Here is a 17,491-nt window from a genome sequence, read left to right on the forward strand (position 1 = left end):
ATAAAAAAGAATTAACTTTGCAAGCAACTGAAAAGAAAAACCGAAAACTCTCTTAGAGCAACCATGGGAAAAAAGATACAGAAACTAAAGAAAATACGCATACACCGTGAGGGCAATGACACATTGCTCTACGGACTCATCTTCATCATTGCCGCCGGTGCCGCCCTGTGGTACGGCTTCGACACGAAATGGCCGTTTTGGCTGTTCATCCTCGTCTTTGGTGTTGTCTATGGCATCGTCTTTAATTTCTACCAGTGTCCGGTGAGATACCTCAACGTGGAAGACACCGACAAGATCGTCGTGGCGCCTGCTGACGGTAAGATCGTGGTGATCGAAGAGGTAGAGGAGAATGAGTATTTCCATGACAAGCGGTTGATGATCAGTATCTTCATGAGCCTCTTCAACGTACACGCCAACTGGTTCCCAGTCGACGGGAAGGTGAAGTTTGTCAAGCATCAGAACGGCAACTACCACAAGGCTTGGCTGCCAAAGGCCAGCGAAGAGAACGAGCGCGCTGACACAATGATCACGACAGAGCACGGTGTCGACGTGCTGTGCCGCCAAATTGCCGGTGCTGTGGCCCGCCGCATCGTCACCTACGCCAAAGAGGGGGAAGACTGCTATATCGACGAGCACTTGGGATTCATCAAGCTCGGCTCACGTGTGGATGTCTTCCTGCCATTGGACAGCAAAGTGATGGTGAAGATGGGACAGAAGACAACGGGCGACCAGACGATCCTCGCGACACTCGCGTAAATAACGAGCCATGCACTGTGTACGAACCATCACGAGGATCGTGCACTCTCTGCCCTTTGCCTGTATGTCGCTGAAAGCCATTGCCTCCATGTATGAAGGTATATGGATCGTGTGCGACACGCTTTGAGCATCGAAAAATATTCAGGAACTTCAATAGGATTATAATCAGTATTCACTATGAATATCAAGAAACATATCCCCAACACGCTGACTTGTTGCAACCTCATCTCGGGCTGCATCGCTACGTGCTTTGCTTTTTTCCACGACCCGGAACTGGCATTGCTGTGGATTATCATCGGGGCCGTTTTTGATTTCTTCGATGGTATGAGCGCGCGTCTGCTGCATGTGCCCTCACCAATCGGTAAGGAGTTGGACTCATTGGCCGACGATGTCACCTTCGGCGTGGCTCCCTCTACGATGCTGTTCTCCCAGTTGCTCGTGATGGACTATCCCTCTTGGCTTCAGCCAGTGAGCGACTATGTGGCTTTCGTGGCTTATGTCATGGCAGCCTTTTCGGCACTTCGTCTCGCCAAGTTCAATCTTGATGAGCGTCAGACCATGGGATTCATCGGACTGCCAACGCCTGCCAACGCTCTCTTCTGGGGGTCGCTGATCCTCAGTGCCAAGTATTGGGAGACGCTGTCGCCTTATATGTCCGTGGCTCTCATCGCCCTCATGCTCGTCAGCTCATGGCTGCTCATCGCCGAGATACCGATGTTCGCACTGAAATTTAAGCACTGGGGATGGAAGGGCAACGAGCTTCGCTACTCTTTCCTCATCACTTGTGTGCCGCTGCTGATCATCTTCCAGGAATACGCTTTCGCCATTATCATCGCATGGTACGTGGTACTCTCTGTCATCAGTGACGCCAAGAGTGCCACAAACAACAAGTAAACGATAAAGAAAGTGTATCGGGGATTATCTACTATCGCATTGCTTTTGTGCAGCAATGTCTTTATGACCTTGGCATGGTATGGCCATCTGAAACTGCAACAGGCACACATCAGTAACCACTGGCCACTGATCGGCGTCATCGTCTTTTCGTGGTGCATCGCCTTCTTCGAGTATTGTTGTCAGGTACCCGCCAACCGTATTGGCTTCCAAGGCGACGGCGGACCTTTCTCGCTCATACAGCTGAAAGTGATCCAGGAGTGTGTCTCGCTGATCGTCTTTGCCGTTATTGCGAACATACTCTTCCAAGGGCAGAGCCTTCACTGGAACCATCTCGCGGCCTTCGCCTGCCTGATAGCGGCGGTGTACTTCGTGTTTATGAAATAACAGACTTCGGTTATGAAGTTTACAATAACACAATAACACATTATTATTATGGAAATAGGAGACAAACTGCCGGAGTTCCTGGGACTTGACCAGGACGGCAACGAAGTGAAGCTGAGCGACTTCCAAGGCAAAAAGCTCGTACTCTATATCTATCCGCGCGACTCCACGCCGGGATGCACCAACGAGGCCTGCAACTTGCGGGACAACTATCAGTCGATGCTCGCAAAAGGCTATGCCGTCGTCGGCGTGAGCATTCAGAGTGCGGAGAGCCACAAGAAGTTCATCGCTAAATATAGCCTGCCCTTCCCCCTCATCGCTGACACGGACAAGAAACTCGTGGAGACGCTCGGTGCCTACGGTGAGAAGAAGATGTACGGAAAAACCACCATGGGTACGTTCCGCACAACTTTCGTGACCGACGAGAACGGTGTGATCACCGAGATCTTCCGGCCGAAGCAAATCAAGGTGAAGGAACATGCACAACAGATCTTAGGCTCTGAAGCCTAAACAAAGCAACGGGAGGGAACTTACCCTCCCGATATTTGTTTCTATACAACAAAGAAAGGTTGCAAGACAATGGAAGAGAACAGAACAAAAGAATTTGAGGATACCTTTCATAAAGACCTCGCCTCGTATCTGGAGGCCCACGATCTCATCGACAAGCACTTTCCCGAAGCTCCGGACATCGAGGCACTGTGGGCTACCATCGGCGAGAGTTATCTGCCCGACGCACTGCGCGAATGGAACCACTACCCCACCGTGGCACTCGGATGGATGATGTATATCGGCATGGCGATTGCCTACTATTGGGACGAGGATTGGGAACGCTACAGCCATGTTCCCGACCTTTACAAGATGATGATCCTCAACACTGACTTTGATCATCTCGACGACTACATCCGCCAGCAGGTTCTTCATCTCACGCCCGAACAAGGCGAGAAGCTACAGCAAACCGTCGGCGAGTGCGCCGCCCGCACCTACAACACGATCAGCCACCTGCATGTGGAGCCCGGCACGCCGGACGCTTTTCGGGTCTTCATTGCCGCGCTCCATGAGATGTACTTGATGGGGGCAGCCATGGAACTGAAGTCTTTGGGCTACCACATGGAGAAATGTTGATGGCAAGCCAACTCTTGATCCTGCACACAGCACTGATGCTATTCATCGTTCACTACAAAACACGCTACACCTTATGAGGTATGTACTCTCTCTTGCCCCCGTTGTCTTCCTGATGGCGTTTCTTGGCATTGTCATTCACGTCTACGGAACAGACGCGCTCTCCGGCGGCAGTCAGCTGGCACTGATACTCTCTACGGGAGTCTGCGGCCTGATCGCAGTATTAGGCTTCCATATTCCATGGAAGACATTGGAGACAGAGATCAACAAGTCCATCGGCAGCGTGGGAACAGCTATCGTCATCCTGCTGCTCATCGGCCTGCTCTCCGGCACATGGACTGTCAGCGGTGTGGTCCCCACGCTGATCTACTGGGGCATGAAGATCATCAATCCCTATGTCTTCCTGCTGTGCTGTTGTGTCATCAGCGGCTTTGTCTCTGTGATGACGGGCAGCTCCTGGACCACCGTGGCAACCATTGGCATTGCTCTCATGGGCATTGGCAAGGCACTTGGATTCAGCGATGGCTGGACTGCCGGAGCCATACTCTCCGGTGCCTATTTCGGTGATAAGATGTCGCCACTCTCCGACACCACTGTGCTGGCATCCAGTGTGGTGGGCACACCACTGTTCACGCATATACGCTACATGACCATTACCACTGTGCCTGCCGTCGTCATCGCGCTGATCGTATATGCCGTCGCCGGACTCTTCGTAGCCGGTCATTCTGCCATCGACACCTCTGCTTTCACCCTGGCCCTGCAAGGCAAATACAATCTCTCGCCATGGCTGCTCATCGTACCTGTAGCCACCGCACTGATGATCGCCCGCAAGCTTCCCGCGATCATCGTGCTCTTTGCCTCCTCTGTTCTGGCCGGACTCTTTGCCATCTTCTTCCAACCTCATATTCTCGCTGAGGTCATCGGTGCCCACGACACCACCGCACTGACACTCTTCAAAGGCGTCATGCTCAGTGGTTTCGGTGCTACTGCCGTACACACCGGCAACTCAGCTTGCGATGCCCTCTTGGCCACTCGCGGCATGCAGGGCATGATGGGCACAGTATGGCTGATCCTCTGTGCCATCTGCTTTGGCGGCGTCTTGAAGGCCAGCGGCATGCTTGCCAACATCATGCACCTGCTCCTGCCCCTAACGCGTACACGTTTCGGACTGGTTGCCTCCACCGTCATCTCGGGTATTTTCTTCAACACCACCGTCGCCGACCAGTATCTCTCTATCATGCTCAGCGCCAGCATGTACAAGAGCATCTATGAGAAAGAGGGCTTCGAGCCGCGGCTGCTCAGCCGCAGTATCGAGGACTCCAGTACGGTGACCTCGGTGCTCGTGCCCTGGAGTACTTGCGGCATGACACAGTCATCGGTGCTCAATGTGCCGACGCTGACCTATCTGCCATACACCGTTTTCTGCTATCTCTGTCCGCTGATGAGCATGACGATCGCTGCCCTCGGCTTTAAGATTTACCGCAACGTTAGCAATACGGAAAAATAAGCTTCGCCATTCTTTGCTAACTCATCTCTTTGTTATATCTTTGCGCCGGTAAAGTAATGATATATGAATGAGAAAAGACAGTCCGGTTTCTGTACGCTTCTGCTTGCGTCGCTTTTGATCGTGATGCTGGCTGGATGCCGACGAGAGGGGCACACAGCACAGCCCCGGCGCTCCGTCTATTGCTGGCAGACGACATTCGCTCCCAACGACTCGACTGTGGCGGCCTTCATCCGTCACCAACGCATCACACATATCTATCTGCGATACTTCGACGTGGTAATGACCAACGGCACGCCGATGCCCAACGCCAGTGTCAATGTGGTGGGGCGCGTGCCCAAAGGAGTGACGGTGACACCGGTGGTCTACATCACCAACGACTGCATGAAGGCAATCGGACAAAACTATACCGAGGCTACGGACTTGGCCAACAAGATCCTCAGACGCGTCGGACAGATGACAAGCACGCTACAGCTCGGACCTGTCAACGAACTGCAGATCGACTGCGACTGGACCATCAGCACACGACGCACCTACTTCGATTTTCTCTCTGTCCTGCGGAACTTGGCACACGAGCAACACTTGCAGCTGTCGACCACCATCCGCTTTCATCAGCTCACACAGCCCGTGCCGCCTGCCGACCGCGGCGTGCTGATGGCATATAACACCGGCGACGTGCGCGACATCAACAACCGATACCCCATCCTCAACATCGCTGATGTGAAGTCCTACCTGCGCTTTCTCGCTACTTATAAGCTGTCTCTGTCCACAGCTTACCCTATCTTCTCCTGGCGTGTGCTCTTCCGTGGCGACCACTTCGTCGGCATTCTCCACAGCGACGACGACTATCCGATATTGCCGGGCGACAAGATCATCACGCGCGACACCGACCTGCGGCACATTCTCGAAGCGCATCAGACGATCAGCGAGCTGCGTCCCGATGCTCACGACGAGATTATACTCTATGATTTGCAAACCAACAACATAAAAAGATTCCAAGTTTCTGATTATGAGAAGATTTATCATCGTTAGCCTCCTGCTGATGACTTTTGGCAGGTCGATGGCTTGCGTGTCGGAGAAACCCACCTATAACTATTACCTCATATGCGTGGAGCCGACACAGCAACAGACTGACAGCAAACAGCTCAAAGCCATCAACGACTTTTGGAAACAGTACACCAACGGACGTGTTGACGGCTATGTCGACGGTTGGGACAGAAAGACCAATACCGACGCGCCCACCTTCATCATGAAGCTGGCACGGCAGAAGAAGGACTATGAGATGGTGCGCTATCTCGGCTGGCTCAATAAATATCTCAAGATCAGCCGTGATCTCGGCGACACCTGGGAATATCCCACCCGCAAGCAACTGCTGCAGCGCAAGCAGGGACTCACGCAGATGCTCGCTGCCGCCAAGGCTTATCGTGGACGCAAATTGCTCGCCCAATACCGTCTGCTCGCCATGCGCGCCAACATGCTCTTGGGCTACAACATCCAGAATATCAACTACTGGAAGACCACGGCCAGCCGCATGCCACAGAGCGTCTACCGCGACATGATGGAGAACATCTATGCACGCGCACTACTCAAGACCGGCAAGCAGCGTGACGCGCTGGAGATCTATGCCCGTCAAAACGACCATCAGAGCATGCGATGGTGCGTGCGCCACTACCGCAATCTCAGTGGTATCAAGGCCATCTATGCCCGCGATGCCAACAGCCGTGTTCTACCCTATCTCGTACAGGACTTTGTCAACAACGTGCAGGAAACGCAGGATGTATATACCCGTCCGTCGGCTTTCATCCCAGATGCCGACAAGGCCCAGTGGACAAAAAAGGAATATACCGAGGCCATCGAGGAAGTCGGTGCCCGCGCGATCTATCAAGATGAGGCACAAGCCTTCATCGCCTTCGCCGCACAAGTACTGAAAGAGGGCAAAACCACTACGCCGGCTCTCTGGCACGAGGCCACCGGAGCACTGCAACTGCTCCTCGGCAACTACAGTGCCGCAAAGACTGCGCTTGCACAGGCCATCACCGCCGAAGGCACACAACGCATGCACGACAACGCCCGCGCCATCGCGGACATCAACAGCGTCTACACCGAGAAGATGGATGAACAGCAGCAAAACCATCTTATCAAAGAAATCGAATGGATGCGCAGCATGAGCAAGCTGACAGAAACAAAGGACGATCAGGGCATCACCTATGTGGCGGATCCCTATTTCGCCAACATGCTGCAACGCATGGTCTACAACCATCTCGTGCCCGAACTGCAAAAGCAGGGCAATGGATTCCTCGCCCTCGCCATGCTCGCCAATATGGACAACCACGACAATGACGGCACGCTGCCGAGCATAAGAAAGCATGTGCCCACTTACTATCAACCGGCTAACAGCTACAACGACCTGCCGGACTGGAGAGGAGATTACTACGATGCTTTGCAACATCTCACCGTCGACTCACTCAAACAGTACGTCGCTTACCTCCACGCAACGCATACCGACAGTCCGCTCGCTGAGGCTGCCTGCAAGAGCAGTTACTTGAATGACGATTACTACAACGATCTCATTGGTACACGTCTCATGGCTGCTGGCCATTTTGAAGAAGCGATACCATATCTTAAAAAGGTAAGCACCGACTTCATCTACAACTCGAATATCTGTGGATACATCGGGCGACGTAACTATCAGCGACCACGCTGGTTCGTGCATCAGATCATCGACAACACGCAGGAAACCGGGCCACGATCTGTCGACATCACCGGTAATCAGAAGCTCAACTTCTGCCAGGACGTCACCAAACTGCAGCACCTCTATCAAAACGCTGGCAGTGACTCGCTGCGTACCCAGGTCGGTTACGTCCTTGCCTCCCTGCTCTATCAGGCCAGCTACGAAGGAGACTGCTGGTATCTCACCCACTACGACTGGAGCTGCGCAGACACGGTGCGCACCGGCGACCGTGACCTGATCCTCGATGCCATCAACTATCTGGACGAGTGCTCACTCAAAGGCGACAAAAATATCCAGTTCAAGAGCCTCTACGCCCTGGCGTTCATCCGTCGAGACAACGCCATAGATGGCTATCCATACGTCTTTTCAGACGAAACCGTCAACTTCCGGAAGGATACGAGACAATACAAGGCATTGGCGAAACTCTACAGATTCCTCACCTTCAATCCTGACTATCAGTCAAACCCTTACGTCTCGCACTGCGATGTGCTGAAGAGGTTTCTCGAGCAGTAACACATAATAGTCATTAACAATAGTTATGAAAGGTTAGTCGCATATTATTTGGCTATTCCGAAAAAGACGCTTAACTTTGCATCGTAACAATATAAACACAACACGTGGCAATGCCACACAACCATTAACATCAAAAACATTATGAAAGAACTGAAAGGAACAAAGACAGAGAAGAACCTCCAGGAGGCTTTTGCTGGTGAGAGCCAGGCACGTAACAAATACACTTACTTCGCATCCAAGGCACGTAAGGATGGCTACGAGCAGATCGCTGCTATCTTCGAGGAGACCGCTCAGAACGAGAAGGAGCACGCTAAGCTGTGGTTCAAGTATCTTGAGGGCGGTGATCTCAAGAGCACACGCGAGAACCTCAAGGCTGCCGCTGACGGCGAGAACTACGAGTGGACTGACATGTACGCCCACATGGCTAAGGAAGCTGAGGAGGAAGGCTTCACAGAGATCGCCTACAAGTTCCGCGCTGTCGCTGCCATCGAGAAGACACACGAGGAGCGCTATCGCAAGCTGTTGAAAAACATCGAGGATGCCCTCGTCTTCAGCCGTGACGGAGACGCTATCTGGGTTTGCCGCAACTGCGGACACGTTGTTGTCGGTCCTAAGGCTCCCGAAGTATGCCCTGTCTGCAAGCATCCGCAGAGCTTCTTCGAGCTCAAGGCTGAGAACTTCTAAGCAATAACAACCTTAGCAAGACCCAAGAGTCTTGATAGGTATTCGCTATAAAGCAGTGATCATCCTTCGATGGTCACTGCTTTTTTATTTATAACAGCAACCAGCGTCAACCGCGTCCGTAAAAAGGAAACACTAAAAAAGGAGCAACGACATCACGTCGTCACTCCTTCTCAATTACTTACTTAAAATTGCTTATTAGGAATTCCTTGCCGACATAACTCTTTATGTCTAAGCACAACTGAAGCCCCCGAAGGAGCAACAGCATAGATTCCTTTCGAAAAATAGGATTATAATTAGTTCCAATTAGGCGAGTTCTTCGTATTTGAGTCCCCACACATCAGCGACAGGTTTAAACACCACCTTGCCTTCAACGATGTTCAAGCCTTTGCGCAGGGCCGGATTGTCTTCGCATGCTTTGCGCCATCCCTTGTCGGCCAGCTGCAAAGCGTATTTCAATGTAGCATTGGTCAGTGCCATTGTCGAGGTGTTTGGCACAGCACCCGGAATGTTTGCCACACAGTAGTGCACGATGCCGTCGACGGTATAAACCGGTTCAGCGTGTGTCGTCGGATGGGAAGTCTCGAAGCAGCCGCCCTGGTCGATGGCCACATCGACCAGCACTGTTCCGGGCTCCATCAGGCTGAGCATGTCGCGCGTAATCAGATGCGGTGTCTTGTCACCGGGGATAAGTACCGAGCCGACAACGATATCCACGTCTGCCAACTCCTGCCGGATGTTGTGCTCTGAGGAGTAGAGCGTCGTCACATTGGCCGGCAGCTCAATGCTCAGCTGCCGCAGTCGGGGCAGAGAGATATCGGTGATCACCACGTCAGCACCCATACCTGCTGCCATGCGAGCGGCTGCCTCACCGACAGTACCACCGCCGAGGACGAGCACCTTTGTCGGTTTCACGCCGGGCACGCCACTGATGAGCTTGCCCTTTCCGCCTTTCGTCTTCTGAAGATAATAGGCTCCGTTGAGAATAGCCATGCGCCCGGCTACCTCACTCATCGGCCGCAGCAACGGCAGACTGTGGTCGGCTTCCTCCACGGTCTCATAGGCCAGGCACACCGCGCCACTCTTGATCATCGCCTCGGTCAACGGCCGGTCGCTGGCAAAATGGAAGTAAGTGTAGACCAACTGATCCTTTCGGATCAGCGCATACTCAGGCTCGATGGGTTCCTTGACCTTGATGATCATCTCCGACTGAGCATAGACCTCCTCTATAGTCGGCAGTATCTCTGCACCCACACGCTCGTAAGCCTCATCGGAAAAGCCACTGCCCTCTCCAGCCGTATGCTGTACGAAGACATGATGACCGTGCTTGATCAACTCAGCGACACCCGCGGGAGTCATGCCTACACGACTCTCGCCCTGCTTAATCTCCTTTGGAATACCAATTCTCATCATAGGACATTAGACTTTAAGGATATTAATGTTGATAACTCATCGACGGTTTTCACCGTTCTTTCTACAAAAATAAGAGATTTACAAATAGGTTGGGTCAATTGCAAACTGCTTTTTAGTATATTTAACGCACAAGATACTGTAAACGAACTAAGTTCCGTTAGCATATCATCTCTTTGAGATGCCAACATGTGGATATATCGCGATAACGCTTAGGTATATAAAAAAAGCTCTCACAAAACCTGTTCCTAATAGAATCGGTTTGTGAGAGGCTCTTTTTCTCTTTTCATACACCATCCCCAAAACAATCTTTGAACTTTATTCTCTCCACCTTTCAGTGGATTGGAGAACAAAAAACGGATGATTCTTCAGACAATGCCTTAGTCTTTTCTCAAGTCATTGATGAAGGTGACTGTCTGCGCAATCATAGCGACAGAAGCCGTCACGACAATCATAATCGTTACCATGTCTTAGTTTTCCTTTCCAATATCTTTTGTTTATTATTTACGCTGCAAAGATATTGCCAAAGAAGGAAAGAATACACATTCTTCGCTTCGTTTTCTATTTTTATCCTTAAAAGTTGATACGCGTCAAGGCGTTGTACACAGATCAACAACTATAACCGACGCATATACCAAAAACACACACCTTCTGACACGTTTTACACTCCTCTATATATACCCATCTTACCATGAGCATACATAACTTGCCCACTCGTCACGCAACCGTTAAGCCAGGTAGACAAAAGACAAAAACAAAAACGCCCGGGGCAAATAGCCTCGGGCGCATTCTCTCATTTTTTCAGTTCGAGCTAACGATTACTTAGCCTGAGGAGCAGCAGTTGTGTCTGCAGGAGCTGCAGCAGAGTCTGTAGCAGCGCTGTCAGCAGTGTCAGCAACAGCTGTTGTGTCAGAGTCAGTTGCAGGAGCAGCGCTCTGATTCTTATTACCACAAGATGCGAAAGACATAGCTGCGATAGCTACGAACATAAAAACTAATTTCTTCATTTTCTTTGCTTTTTAAATCTGTAAAACAATCATTTGTTTATTAACAACGATGCAAAGGTACGCATTTTTTCAATACGTTGTTCTTTTTTTAGCAACTTTTTTATGCTTCTCGTGTAACTTTTTTAAAAACGTCTGATAATCAGTATTTTACGAACTGTAAACAAACGTTAATCTCAGCATTATTCCCTTTTGATGATACCCTCAAAGCCGCATCATTCGTTAGTCTCATCACTCTGTGTCACCAAACTACGGCTTTTCCTCCCTTGTACCTTTCTCCTTTCATTGCTCCAGTATCGTACCACATCTGACACTCGTCTTTATCTACACCTTATATATATAACGCGCGCGCGAAGCGAACGTCCTCTAATGATGTTCACTTCTCCAGTTCCCTGCTTTCGAAAGTTGAATTCTGTAAACTGTAACGTCGTCGCAGCAAGCCCCGTTGCTCCACAGTATTCTCGCATCCAGACCGTCCCTTTGCGGACTCTTTCTTATGCTCTCTTCTCTTTTCCTTAATATGGAGGGAAACAAAAACGGGGGTGGACTGCAAAAGCCACCCCCCTGCCGGCTATTGAGTTATCTGGTTTCCTATTGAAGAATTATGCCGGCATATAGGAATTCCTAATAGGTTGTATATCAAAGAAACATACGTAATCCAGTAAACTCAATTTTAACTTTAATTCTTCGTTTACAAAAATAGAAAAAAATCTCCAATGTTGTCACTTTGTTAACCTTCTTTAACCACATCACACTTCCCCCATACATATACTTTTTATAACTTTGCCACACAATATACACGATCGAAAATGAAGAGATATATCCATTGCCTCATCCTCACATTGCTGTTGCTCACGGCATTGCCAAGTTATGCTGTACTCAAGGAGCGCGACATCAGCAGTTCGCTATCCATCTTGCGCCAAGAGCTCAACACCTATCGCCATGACCTCGACAAACAGCAAAACGACCTGCGAATCCAGCAACAGATGGTCGTCAAAGAGCTGATCACGGTGGGCAACCAAAGTCAGCAAAACGCTCTGATGCTCTATTCCCAAAAGGAGGGCAACATCTTCGACCTCACCTATGCCTGCCATGCCGCAACGGAACAGTATCGGCAGTTTCGCAACAACGCGGCACCCTTCCGCGACTATATCACCAACACCAACACCGAAGTCAGCCGCTACGACAGTTTGATCAGCGACTTGAGCAATATGTACACCGGTGCACTCTCTCCAAAAGCAAAGCTCGACCGCAACGTCTGTCTGACGCTTGCCATCAACATCCGGCGCACTCTGGCCGACAACAACGAACAGATGAAGCAATATATCACATTGTACAACCGTACGGAAGACGGGCTGAAAAACCTCAACGACTATGCCAACATGCGCTACGGCGAGATACAACGGAGCATCTTCAACAATGGGGGCGAGAACTATATCGCTATCCTTCATGACCTTAACAAAGAATACCACCTCACGCTCTCTTCCGTGCTGATGAAATACCGGCCGGTGCATCATGCGCTCTCGGAATGGGACGGAAGGATCATTTTAGGTTTCTTCGTTGCCCTGTTCATTGGCGTGCTGATTGCCACAGGTCTGAACTATCTCATCATCGGTTTCATCTTCACCTACCTTGTCAAGCACGGCAAGATCGACTTTTTATTTCAATGGTTCGATAAACGCAAGGCCAGCATCCAAGCCTCAGCGTCTTCGAGACAAGACGAGAAGCCATCCAAAGAACAGGAAATAGACTTGAGGATGGTTCAGAGCAAGGCTTCCTTTACTGCCAAGCGCCGCACGATCATCGCCACGTCAACGGTGATCACCTTTGCGCTGCTACTGGGCTTGCTACGTCAAACCGTGGCTCAGAACTTCTTTGTCATGGCCACCGGCCTGCTCATGGAGTTTGCATGGCTGATGGCAGCCATCTTGCTTTCCCTGCTCATCCGTCTGGATGGCGTACAGATCAAGAATGGACTGCGCATCTACGCCCCCGTGATGACCGTGTGTTTTCTGGTCATCGCCTTCCGCATCATCCTCATCCCCAACACTCTCGTCAACCTCATCTTCCCCCCGATGCTGCTGGTCTGTGCTGTCTGGCAGTGGCGTGTGGTGAAGCACTATCAGAAGCGGTTGCCCAAGAGCGACGTGTTCTACACCACGATGTCGCTCATCGTATTTGTCTTCAGTGTGATCGCTTCGCTCATCGGCTATACGCTGCTCTCCGTCGAAGCACTGATCTGGTGGACCATGCAGCTGACCTGTATCCTGACCATCACCTGCTTATCATCGATGCTCAAGGGGTTCGGCAACCATCCCAACCGGCGCTACTTTGACAAGGAAACATCGATCACGCGCACATGGCTCTTCCGTTTCTTCTACTATGCCCTGTTGCCTATTTCCGGCGCACTGTCCATCATTCTGTCGATCTATTGGGCTGCCGACGTGTTTAACCTCAGCGACACTACCCTCCAAATCTTCAGCATGCGTCTGATCGACACGAAGAACTTCACCTTCTCCATCTTCAAGGCTGTACAGGTGGTGATTCTCTTCTATCTCTTCTCTTATTTCTGCCACACGTCGCTCAATCTGCTCCATCACCACTTTGCACAGAGTGAGCACGACCACGCCATAGAGGAGAACCGCCGTGAGGACCCACAGGCCGTGGTGAGCCGTACGGCCATGTGGCGCAACGTCATCCAAGTGCTTGTCTGGGGTATCTGGCTGATGATCTCGATGAAGATCTTCAATATCGACAACTCGTGGATCGTGGCGATCTCCGCCGGTTTGTCCACAGGTATCGGTTTCGCTATGAAGGACATTCTGGAGAATATCTACTACGGCATCTCGCTGATGGCAGGACGTATCCGCGTCGGTGACTATGTCAGCATCGACGGCACACGCGGCACCGTACGCAATATCTCCTACACTTCAACGATGATCGAAGCCCTCGACGGCAGCATCATCTCGTTCCAAAACTCACAGCTTTTCACCAAGAACTACAAGAACCTGACAAAGAACCACGGCTATGAGCTTGCCATCATTCCCGTCGGCGTGGCATACGGCAGCAACGTCGCTGAGGTGAAGGAGCTGGCCGCTGCCGCCGTAAAGCGCATCGAACGAAAGAACTATATCAAATATATCAATACGGTCTTTGTCAACTTCGGTGACAACTCCATCGACTTCAAGGTGCTCGCATGGGTTGATTCCCGCAAGCAGATCTACGCTACAGGTGAAATCTACGAGGCACTGTACAACACACTCAACGAGCATCAGATCGAGATACCGTATCCACAGCGCGACGTGCACATCAAAAGCGACAGCACCATGACGCTGAAAGATACCCCGAAAGCGTAACGAAAAGAAGGGAGAGCTACTCAACAGAGCACATCACCACTATATAAATAATGAGGGAGACGACAAACGAATGTCGTCTCCCTCATTTATTTATATACAGCAGGTAAGCTTTCTGGGACACAGCCGAAGCAGACACAGGTCCAACATCGAGGTCCTTTCATTCTAACCTCTGCCCTTTATAGCTTCACCACAACGCGGCTGCCATTGTACTTGACCAGTTTTCCTTTGACCGCATGGTCGATGTCAAGGCCTTGCGCATGTGTCGGACTGACAAGGATGACGTTGAACTTACGGTTCTTCAGCATACCATTGAACGTACCTTTGCGGGCACCGATGGTCAGCGTATGCTGGCGCTCGTTCCATGTCATCGGGATGGTGGCGTAGCGTCCTTTCTCGTAGTTATAGTTAGTATTCTCGTCCTCATAGAGCGTGAAGCTGCCGTCACGACCGGCAAAGACATAGAGATCGATGGTCTCCGCAGGCTTCTCGTCACTCCATTCCATTTCCGGACCCAGTGGCAGCAGGCTACCCTCGGGCACAAAGACCGGTATACGCTCCAGCGGTGCGTCGGCCGTAATGGTCTGTCCGCCATCGTAGTGCTTGCCTGAGAGCAGGTCATACCAACCACGCTGAGCGGGCAGATAGACCTCACGGCTACGTGCCTGGTACTTCGCCACGGGGCAAGCCATGAGCGAGGGACCGAACATCCACTGGTCCTTGACATTGTAGACCTTATCGTCGCCATTGAAGTCCATCACCAGCGCACGCATCATCGTGTAGTCACTGAAGTGCACGGCACCGGCAAGCGAATAGATATAGGGCATCAGACGATAGCGCAGACGGTCGTACCATACAATGGCCTTGTAGGCAGGATGTGACTCCGGGGCTATGTTCCACACCTCACGCAAAGGCCACTGGCCATGCGTGCGGTAGAGCGGAATGAAGCATCCAAACTCATTCCAGCGGGTCTGCAACTCACGCCACTCCTTCAAGTCAGCGTTTTCCTCACCGGTTTTGTCGTAGAGCTGTTGGGCTTTGACATATCGGTTCTCCACCGAGAAGCCACCCTGATCCATGCCCCAGAAGGGCAGTCCAGCCAGGTTGTAGTTCAGTCCGGCTGTCATCTGCGCGCGCATGTCTTCCCACCGTGTGCCGATGTCGCCGCTCCACGTAGCTGTGGAGAATCGCTGTTCACCGGCGAAGCCACTACGTGTGAGCAGGAAGACACGCTGGTTGGGGTTCACCTCGCGCTGTCCGTTGTAGATAGCATCGGCGTTGACGAGCGAGTAAGCGTTGAAATATTCCGTCGTAGAGCCCAAAGCAGTCGATCCGCTCAGAGCCTTGCGGTACCACATCGGCGTGCAGTCGCGCACGTTAGGCTCCGAGGCGTCCATCCACCAGGCATCGATACCGTGGTGATATTTGGTATAGAGATTCTCATCCATCTGCCGCCAGAACATCTTGCGGGCACCTTCGGCATAGGCATCGTAGAACGAGTTCATATAGCCGGGGCCCACCCAGTCACGGATGGAATCAGCGATACTCTGATGATACATCCATCCTTTGGCATCGAGTTCCTGGTAGTTCTTCGTGTTGGGGTAGAACTTTGGCCATACCGAGATCATGAAGCGTCCGTGCATCTGATGTACGCTGTCGAGCATCGCCTGCGGATTGGGATAGCGCGAAGCCTCGAACTGGTGACTGCCCCATTGGTCGTCGGCCCAGTAGTTCCAGTCCTGCACGATGTTGTCAACAGGGATATGGCGGCGACGGAACTCCGCGAGCGTCTGCTCAATGTCGCCGCTGGTCTTGTAGCGCTCGCGGCTCTGCCAGAATCCCAAAGCCCACTTGGGCAGCACCTGCGCCTTACCCGTCAGCGTGCGATAGCCGTGGATGACCTCGTCAACGGTGTTTCCGGCAATGAAGTAATAGTCGAGATCCTTGGCCATCTCGCTCCATACGGTCAACTGCTGCTGGCGTTGCTCACTGCGTGGAGGCGCTACTCTCAGTGCGCAATACGACACATCGCCGTCAGGCAACCAGTCGATGAGCAGCTTCACCTTCTGTCCTGCTCTCATCGGAACGTTGAACCGGCACGCATTGGGGTTCCATGCCTGCCGCCAATGTTCGGGCACTACCTCCTTGCCGTCGATGTACACTTTGGTATATCCGGCGTAGTAGAGATTGAAATGATAGTTGTTATCAACAGGTGCCTCGAGGTATCCTTCATAGGTCACATGGGCGCCGTTGAGCTTGAAACCGGCAGGCAAATGACTCACGTCGCCATCGCTGTTGCGCTTCAATGCCAAGGCAGGCAGGCTCACCTCGTAGCAGATGCTGTCCTCAGCGCGTGTGATGGTCTTGCCGTCGCGGTCGGTGTAGGTACCGGTAAGGTTTCCTGCCACACCATTCTTGTCATAGAGGCGGAAAGCGCGGTTCAGCGGCAGGTTCTCACCGGGGTTGCCGAAGCGGCAATAGCTGTAGCTGTCCCACAGGATGCCATAGCCTTTGTTGCTCACCACAAAGGGCACGCTGACCTTGGTGTTGTACTGATAGAGTTCCTCGTTCAGCCCCTTCATGTTCAGCTCGTTGGCCTGGTGCTGTCCGAGTCCATAGAGTGCTTCGCCTTTGTTGTCGGCGAAGCGCAACAGCCACGTCCATCCATGCTTTTGCACGTCAGTGAGATGGCTGTCCACCCCAATCTCGCGCTCAGGCACCGTATAGGGAAAAAGCTGTTTACCGCCGGTGTCCTCAGCGAGGATCTGCTTGCCGTTCTCGTCGTAGAAACGGACGAGTCCCGTCTGCTTGTCGACTTTCGCCACTACCGCCGACGTGTTGATCTTCACGTCGCGGCTGTCCTCCGATACCGAGTAACTGAAGGCAGGCTGTGGCTGTTTCACGATGATGAGACTCTGCTTCTCAGGGAAAGCCTTTTCGCGGGTAGCCTCCACGCGGATGATCTTCTTGCCGATGACCTGCAGGCGCACCCATTGCGGATCATTAGGACCAGGATGGGCTACCTCCACAGTGACAAAGTTGCCGCTGCGCGTAAACGACGCCGCTGACAAGCCCATGCTGGAGAGCAGCATCAGGGCGGCTATCAGATATTTGTGATGAATGTGCATAATGGTATTTAGATGAT

Annotated in this window: 13 protein-coding genes; 10 read left to right on the plus strand and 3 right to left on the minus strand. The window is 51.9% G+C overall.

Translation table 11 applies throughout. The features are described 5' to 3' along the window. Positions 1–63: 63 nt before the first annotated feature. The 9 genes from FYJ73_RS07845 to rbr all read left to right on the plus strand — a co-directional run bounded on the left by FYJ73_RS07845 (position 64) and on the right by rbr (position 8,582). A complete protein-coding gene (locus tag FYJ73_RS07845; protein ID WP_154534166.1) occupies positions 64–756 on the plus strand; it encodes a phosphatidylserine decarboxylase family protein in 693 nt (230 codons plus the stop codon). 177 nt (positions 757–933) lie between these two features. Beyond that, a complete protein-coding gene (locus FYJ73_RS07850) occupies positions 934–1,650 on the plus strand; it encodes a CDP-alcohol phosphatidyltransferase family protein (protein ID WP_154534167.1) in 717 nt (238 codons plus the stop codon). Between the two features lie 12 nt (positions 1,651–1,662). Next, the gene (locus tag FYJ73_RS07855) at positions 1,663–2,034 is read left to right on the plus strand and encodes a DMT family protein (RefSeq protein WP_262280943.1); all 372 of its coding nucleotides are present in this window, start codon (positions 1,663–1,665) and stop codon (positions 2,032–2,034) included. 48 nt (positions 2,035–2,082) lie between these two features. After that, a complete protein-coding gene (locus FYJ73_RS07860) occupies positions 2,083–2,541 on the plus strand; it encodes a peroxiredoxin (protein WP_154534169.1) in 459 nt (152 codons plus the stop codon). Positions 2,542–2,610: 69 nt separating this feature from the next. Beyond that, positions 2,611–3,153: a hypothetical protein gene (locus FYJ73_RS07865; protein ID WP_154534170.1), complete on the plus strand. Its 543-nt coding sequence runs from the start codon at positions 2,611–2,613 to the stop codon at positions 3,151–3,153. Positions 3,154–3,226: 73 nt separating this feature from the next. Then, positions 3,227–4,657: a Na+/H+ antiporter NhaC family protein gene (locus FYJ73_RS07870; protein WP_154534171.1), complete on the plus strand. Its 1,431-nt coding sequence runs from the start codon at positions 3,227–3,229 to the stop codon at positions 4,655–4,657. A gap of 63 nt (positions 4,658–4,720) precedes the next feature. Then, positions 4,721–5,686: a hypothetical protein gene (locus FYJ73_RS07875; RefSeq protein WP_154534172.1), complete on the plus strand. Its 966-nt coding sequence runs from the start codon at positions 4,721–4,723 to the stop codon at positions 5,684–5,686. After that, complete coding sequence (locus tag FYJ73_RS07880) at positions 5,664–7,898, plus strand: hypothetical protein (RefSeq protein WP_154534173.1); 2,235 nt, start codon at positions 5,664–5,666, stop codon at positions 7,896–7,898. The genes FYJ73_RS07875 and FYJ73_RS07880 overlap by 23 nt, the downstream gene beginning before the upstream one ends. Positions 7,899–8,039: 141 nt before the next feature. Then, a complete protein-coding gene (rbr, locus tag FYJ73_RS07885; RefSeq protein WP_154534174.1) occupies positions 8,040–8,582 on the plus strand; it encodes a rubrerythrin in 543 nt (180 codons plus the stop codon). A 303-nt stretch (positions 8,583–8,885) separates the two neighbouring features. Here the strand turns inward: rbr and ald are convergent, their stop codons facing one another. Together ald and FYJ73_RS07895 are read right to left on the minus strand one after the other, a co-directional pair. Then, the gene (ald, locus tag FYJ73_RS07890) at positions 8,886–9,989 is read right to left on the minus strand and encodes an alanine dehydrogenase (protein WP_154534183.1); all 1,104 of its coding nucleotides are present in this window, start codon (positions 9,987–9,989) and stop codon (positions 8,886–8,888) included. An 818-nt stretch (positions 9,990–10,807) separates the two neighbouring features. Further along, positions 10,808–10,978 carry a hypothetical protein gene (locus tag FYJ73_RS07895; protein ID WP_336509588.1) on the minus strand — a complete coding sequence of 57 codons (171 nt, stop codon included), beginning with the start codon at positions 10,976–10,978 and terminating at the stop codon, positions 10,808–10,810. A gap of 824 nt (positions 10,979–11,802) precedes the next feature. Here FYJ73_RS07895 and FYJ73_RS07900 point away from each other — a divergent pair. Continuing rightward, positions 11,803–14,349, plus strand: coding sequence for a mechanosensitive ion channel family protein (locus FYJ73_RS07900; protein WP_154534176.1), 2,547 nt, complete (start codon positions 11,803–11,805; stop codon positions 14,347–14,349). A gap of 176 nt (positions 14,350–14,525) precedes the next feature. Here the strand turns inward: FYJ73_RS07900 and FYJ73_RS07905 are convergent, their stop codons facing one another. After that, positions 14,526–17,474 (minus strand): TIM-barrel domain-containing protein, encoded by a 2,949-nt coding sequence (locus tag FYJ73_RS07905; RefSeq protein ID WP_154534177.1) that lies wholly within the window; start codon positions 17,472–17,474, stop codon positions 14,526–14,528. Between the last annotated feature and the right edge of the window lie 17 nt (positions 17,475–17,491).

The organism is Hallella mizrahii, assembly GCF_009695775.1.
GTDB lineage: Bacteria > Bacteroidota > Bacteroidia > Bacteroidales > Bacteroidaceae > Prevotella > Prevotella mizrahii.

What these genes read in the sequence shown, in the direction of transcription:
- FYJ73_RS07860 (WP_154534169.1), top strand. Translation starts at nt 2,083, where the DNA reads ATGGAAATAGGAGACAAACTGCCGGAGTTCCTGGGACTTGACCAGGAC.
- FYJ73_RS07850 (WP_154534167.1), top strand. Translation starts at nt 934, where the DNA reads ATGAATATCAAGAAACATATCCCCAACACGCTGACTTGTTGCAACCTC.
- FYJ73_RS07875 (WP_154534172.1), top strand. Translation starts at nt 4,721, where the DNA reads ATGAATGAGAAAAGACAGTCCGGTTTCTGTACGCTTCTGCTTGCGTCG.
- FYJ73_RS07880 (WP_154534173.1), top strand. Translation starts at nt 5,664, where the DNA reads ATGAGAAGATTTATCATCGTTAGCCTCCTGCTGATGACTTTTGGCAGG.
- FYJ73_RS07900 (WP_154534176.1), top strand. Translation starts at nt 11,803, where the DNA reads ATGAAGAGATATATCCATTGCCTCATCCTCACATTGCTGTTGCTCACG.
- FYJ73_RS07905 (WP_154534177.1), bottom strand. Translation starts at nt 17,474, where the DNA reads ATGCACATTCATCACAAATATCTGATAGCCGCCCTGATGCTGCTCTCC.
- FYJ73_RS07865 (WP_154534170.1), top strand. Translation starts at nt 2,611, where the DNA reads ATGGAAGAGAACAGAACAAAAGAATTTGAGGATACCTTTCATAAAGAC.
- FYJ73_RS07895 (WP_336509588.1), bottom strand. Translation starts at nt 10,978, where the DNA reads ATGTTCGTAGCTATCGCAGCTATGTCTTTCGCATCTTGTGGTAATAAG.
- rbr (WP_154534174.1), top strand. Translation starts at nt 8,040, where the DNA reads ATGAAAGAACTGAAAGGAACAAAGACAGAGAAGAACCTCCAGGAGGCT.
- FYJ73_RS07845 (WP_154534166.1), top strand. Translation starts at nt 64, where the DNA reads ATGGGAAAAAAGATACAGAAACTAAAGAAAATACGCATACACCGTGAG.
- ald (WP_154534183.1), bottom strand. Translation starts at nt 9,989, where the DNA reads ATGAGAATTGGTATTCCAAAGGAGATTAAGCAGGGCGAGAGTCGTGTA.
- FYJ73_RS07870 (WP_154534171.1), top strand. Translation starts at nt 3,227, where the DNA reads ATGAGGTATGTACTCTCTCTTGCCCCCGTTGTCTTCCTGATGGCGTTT.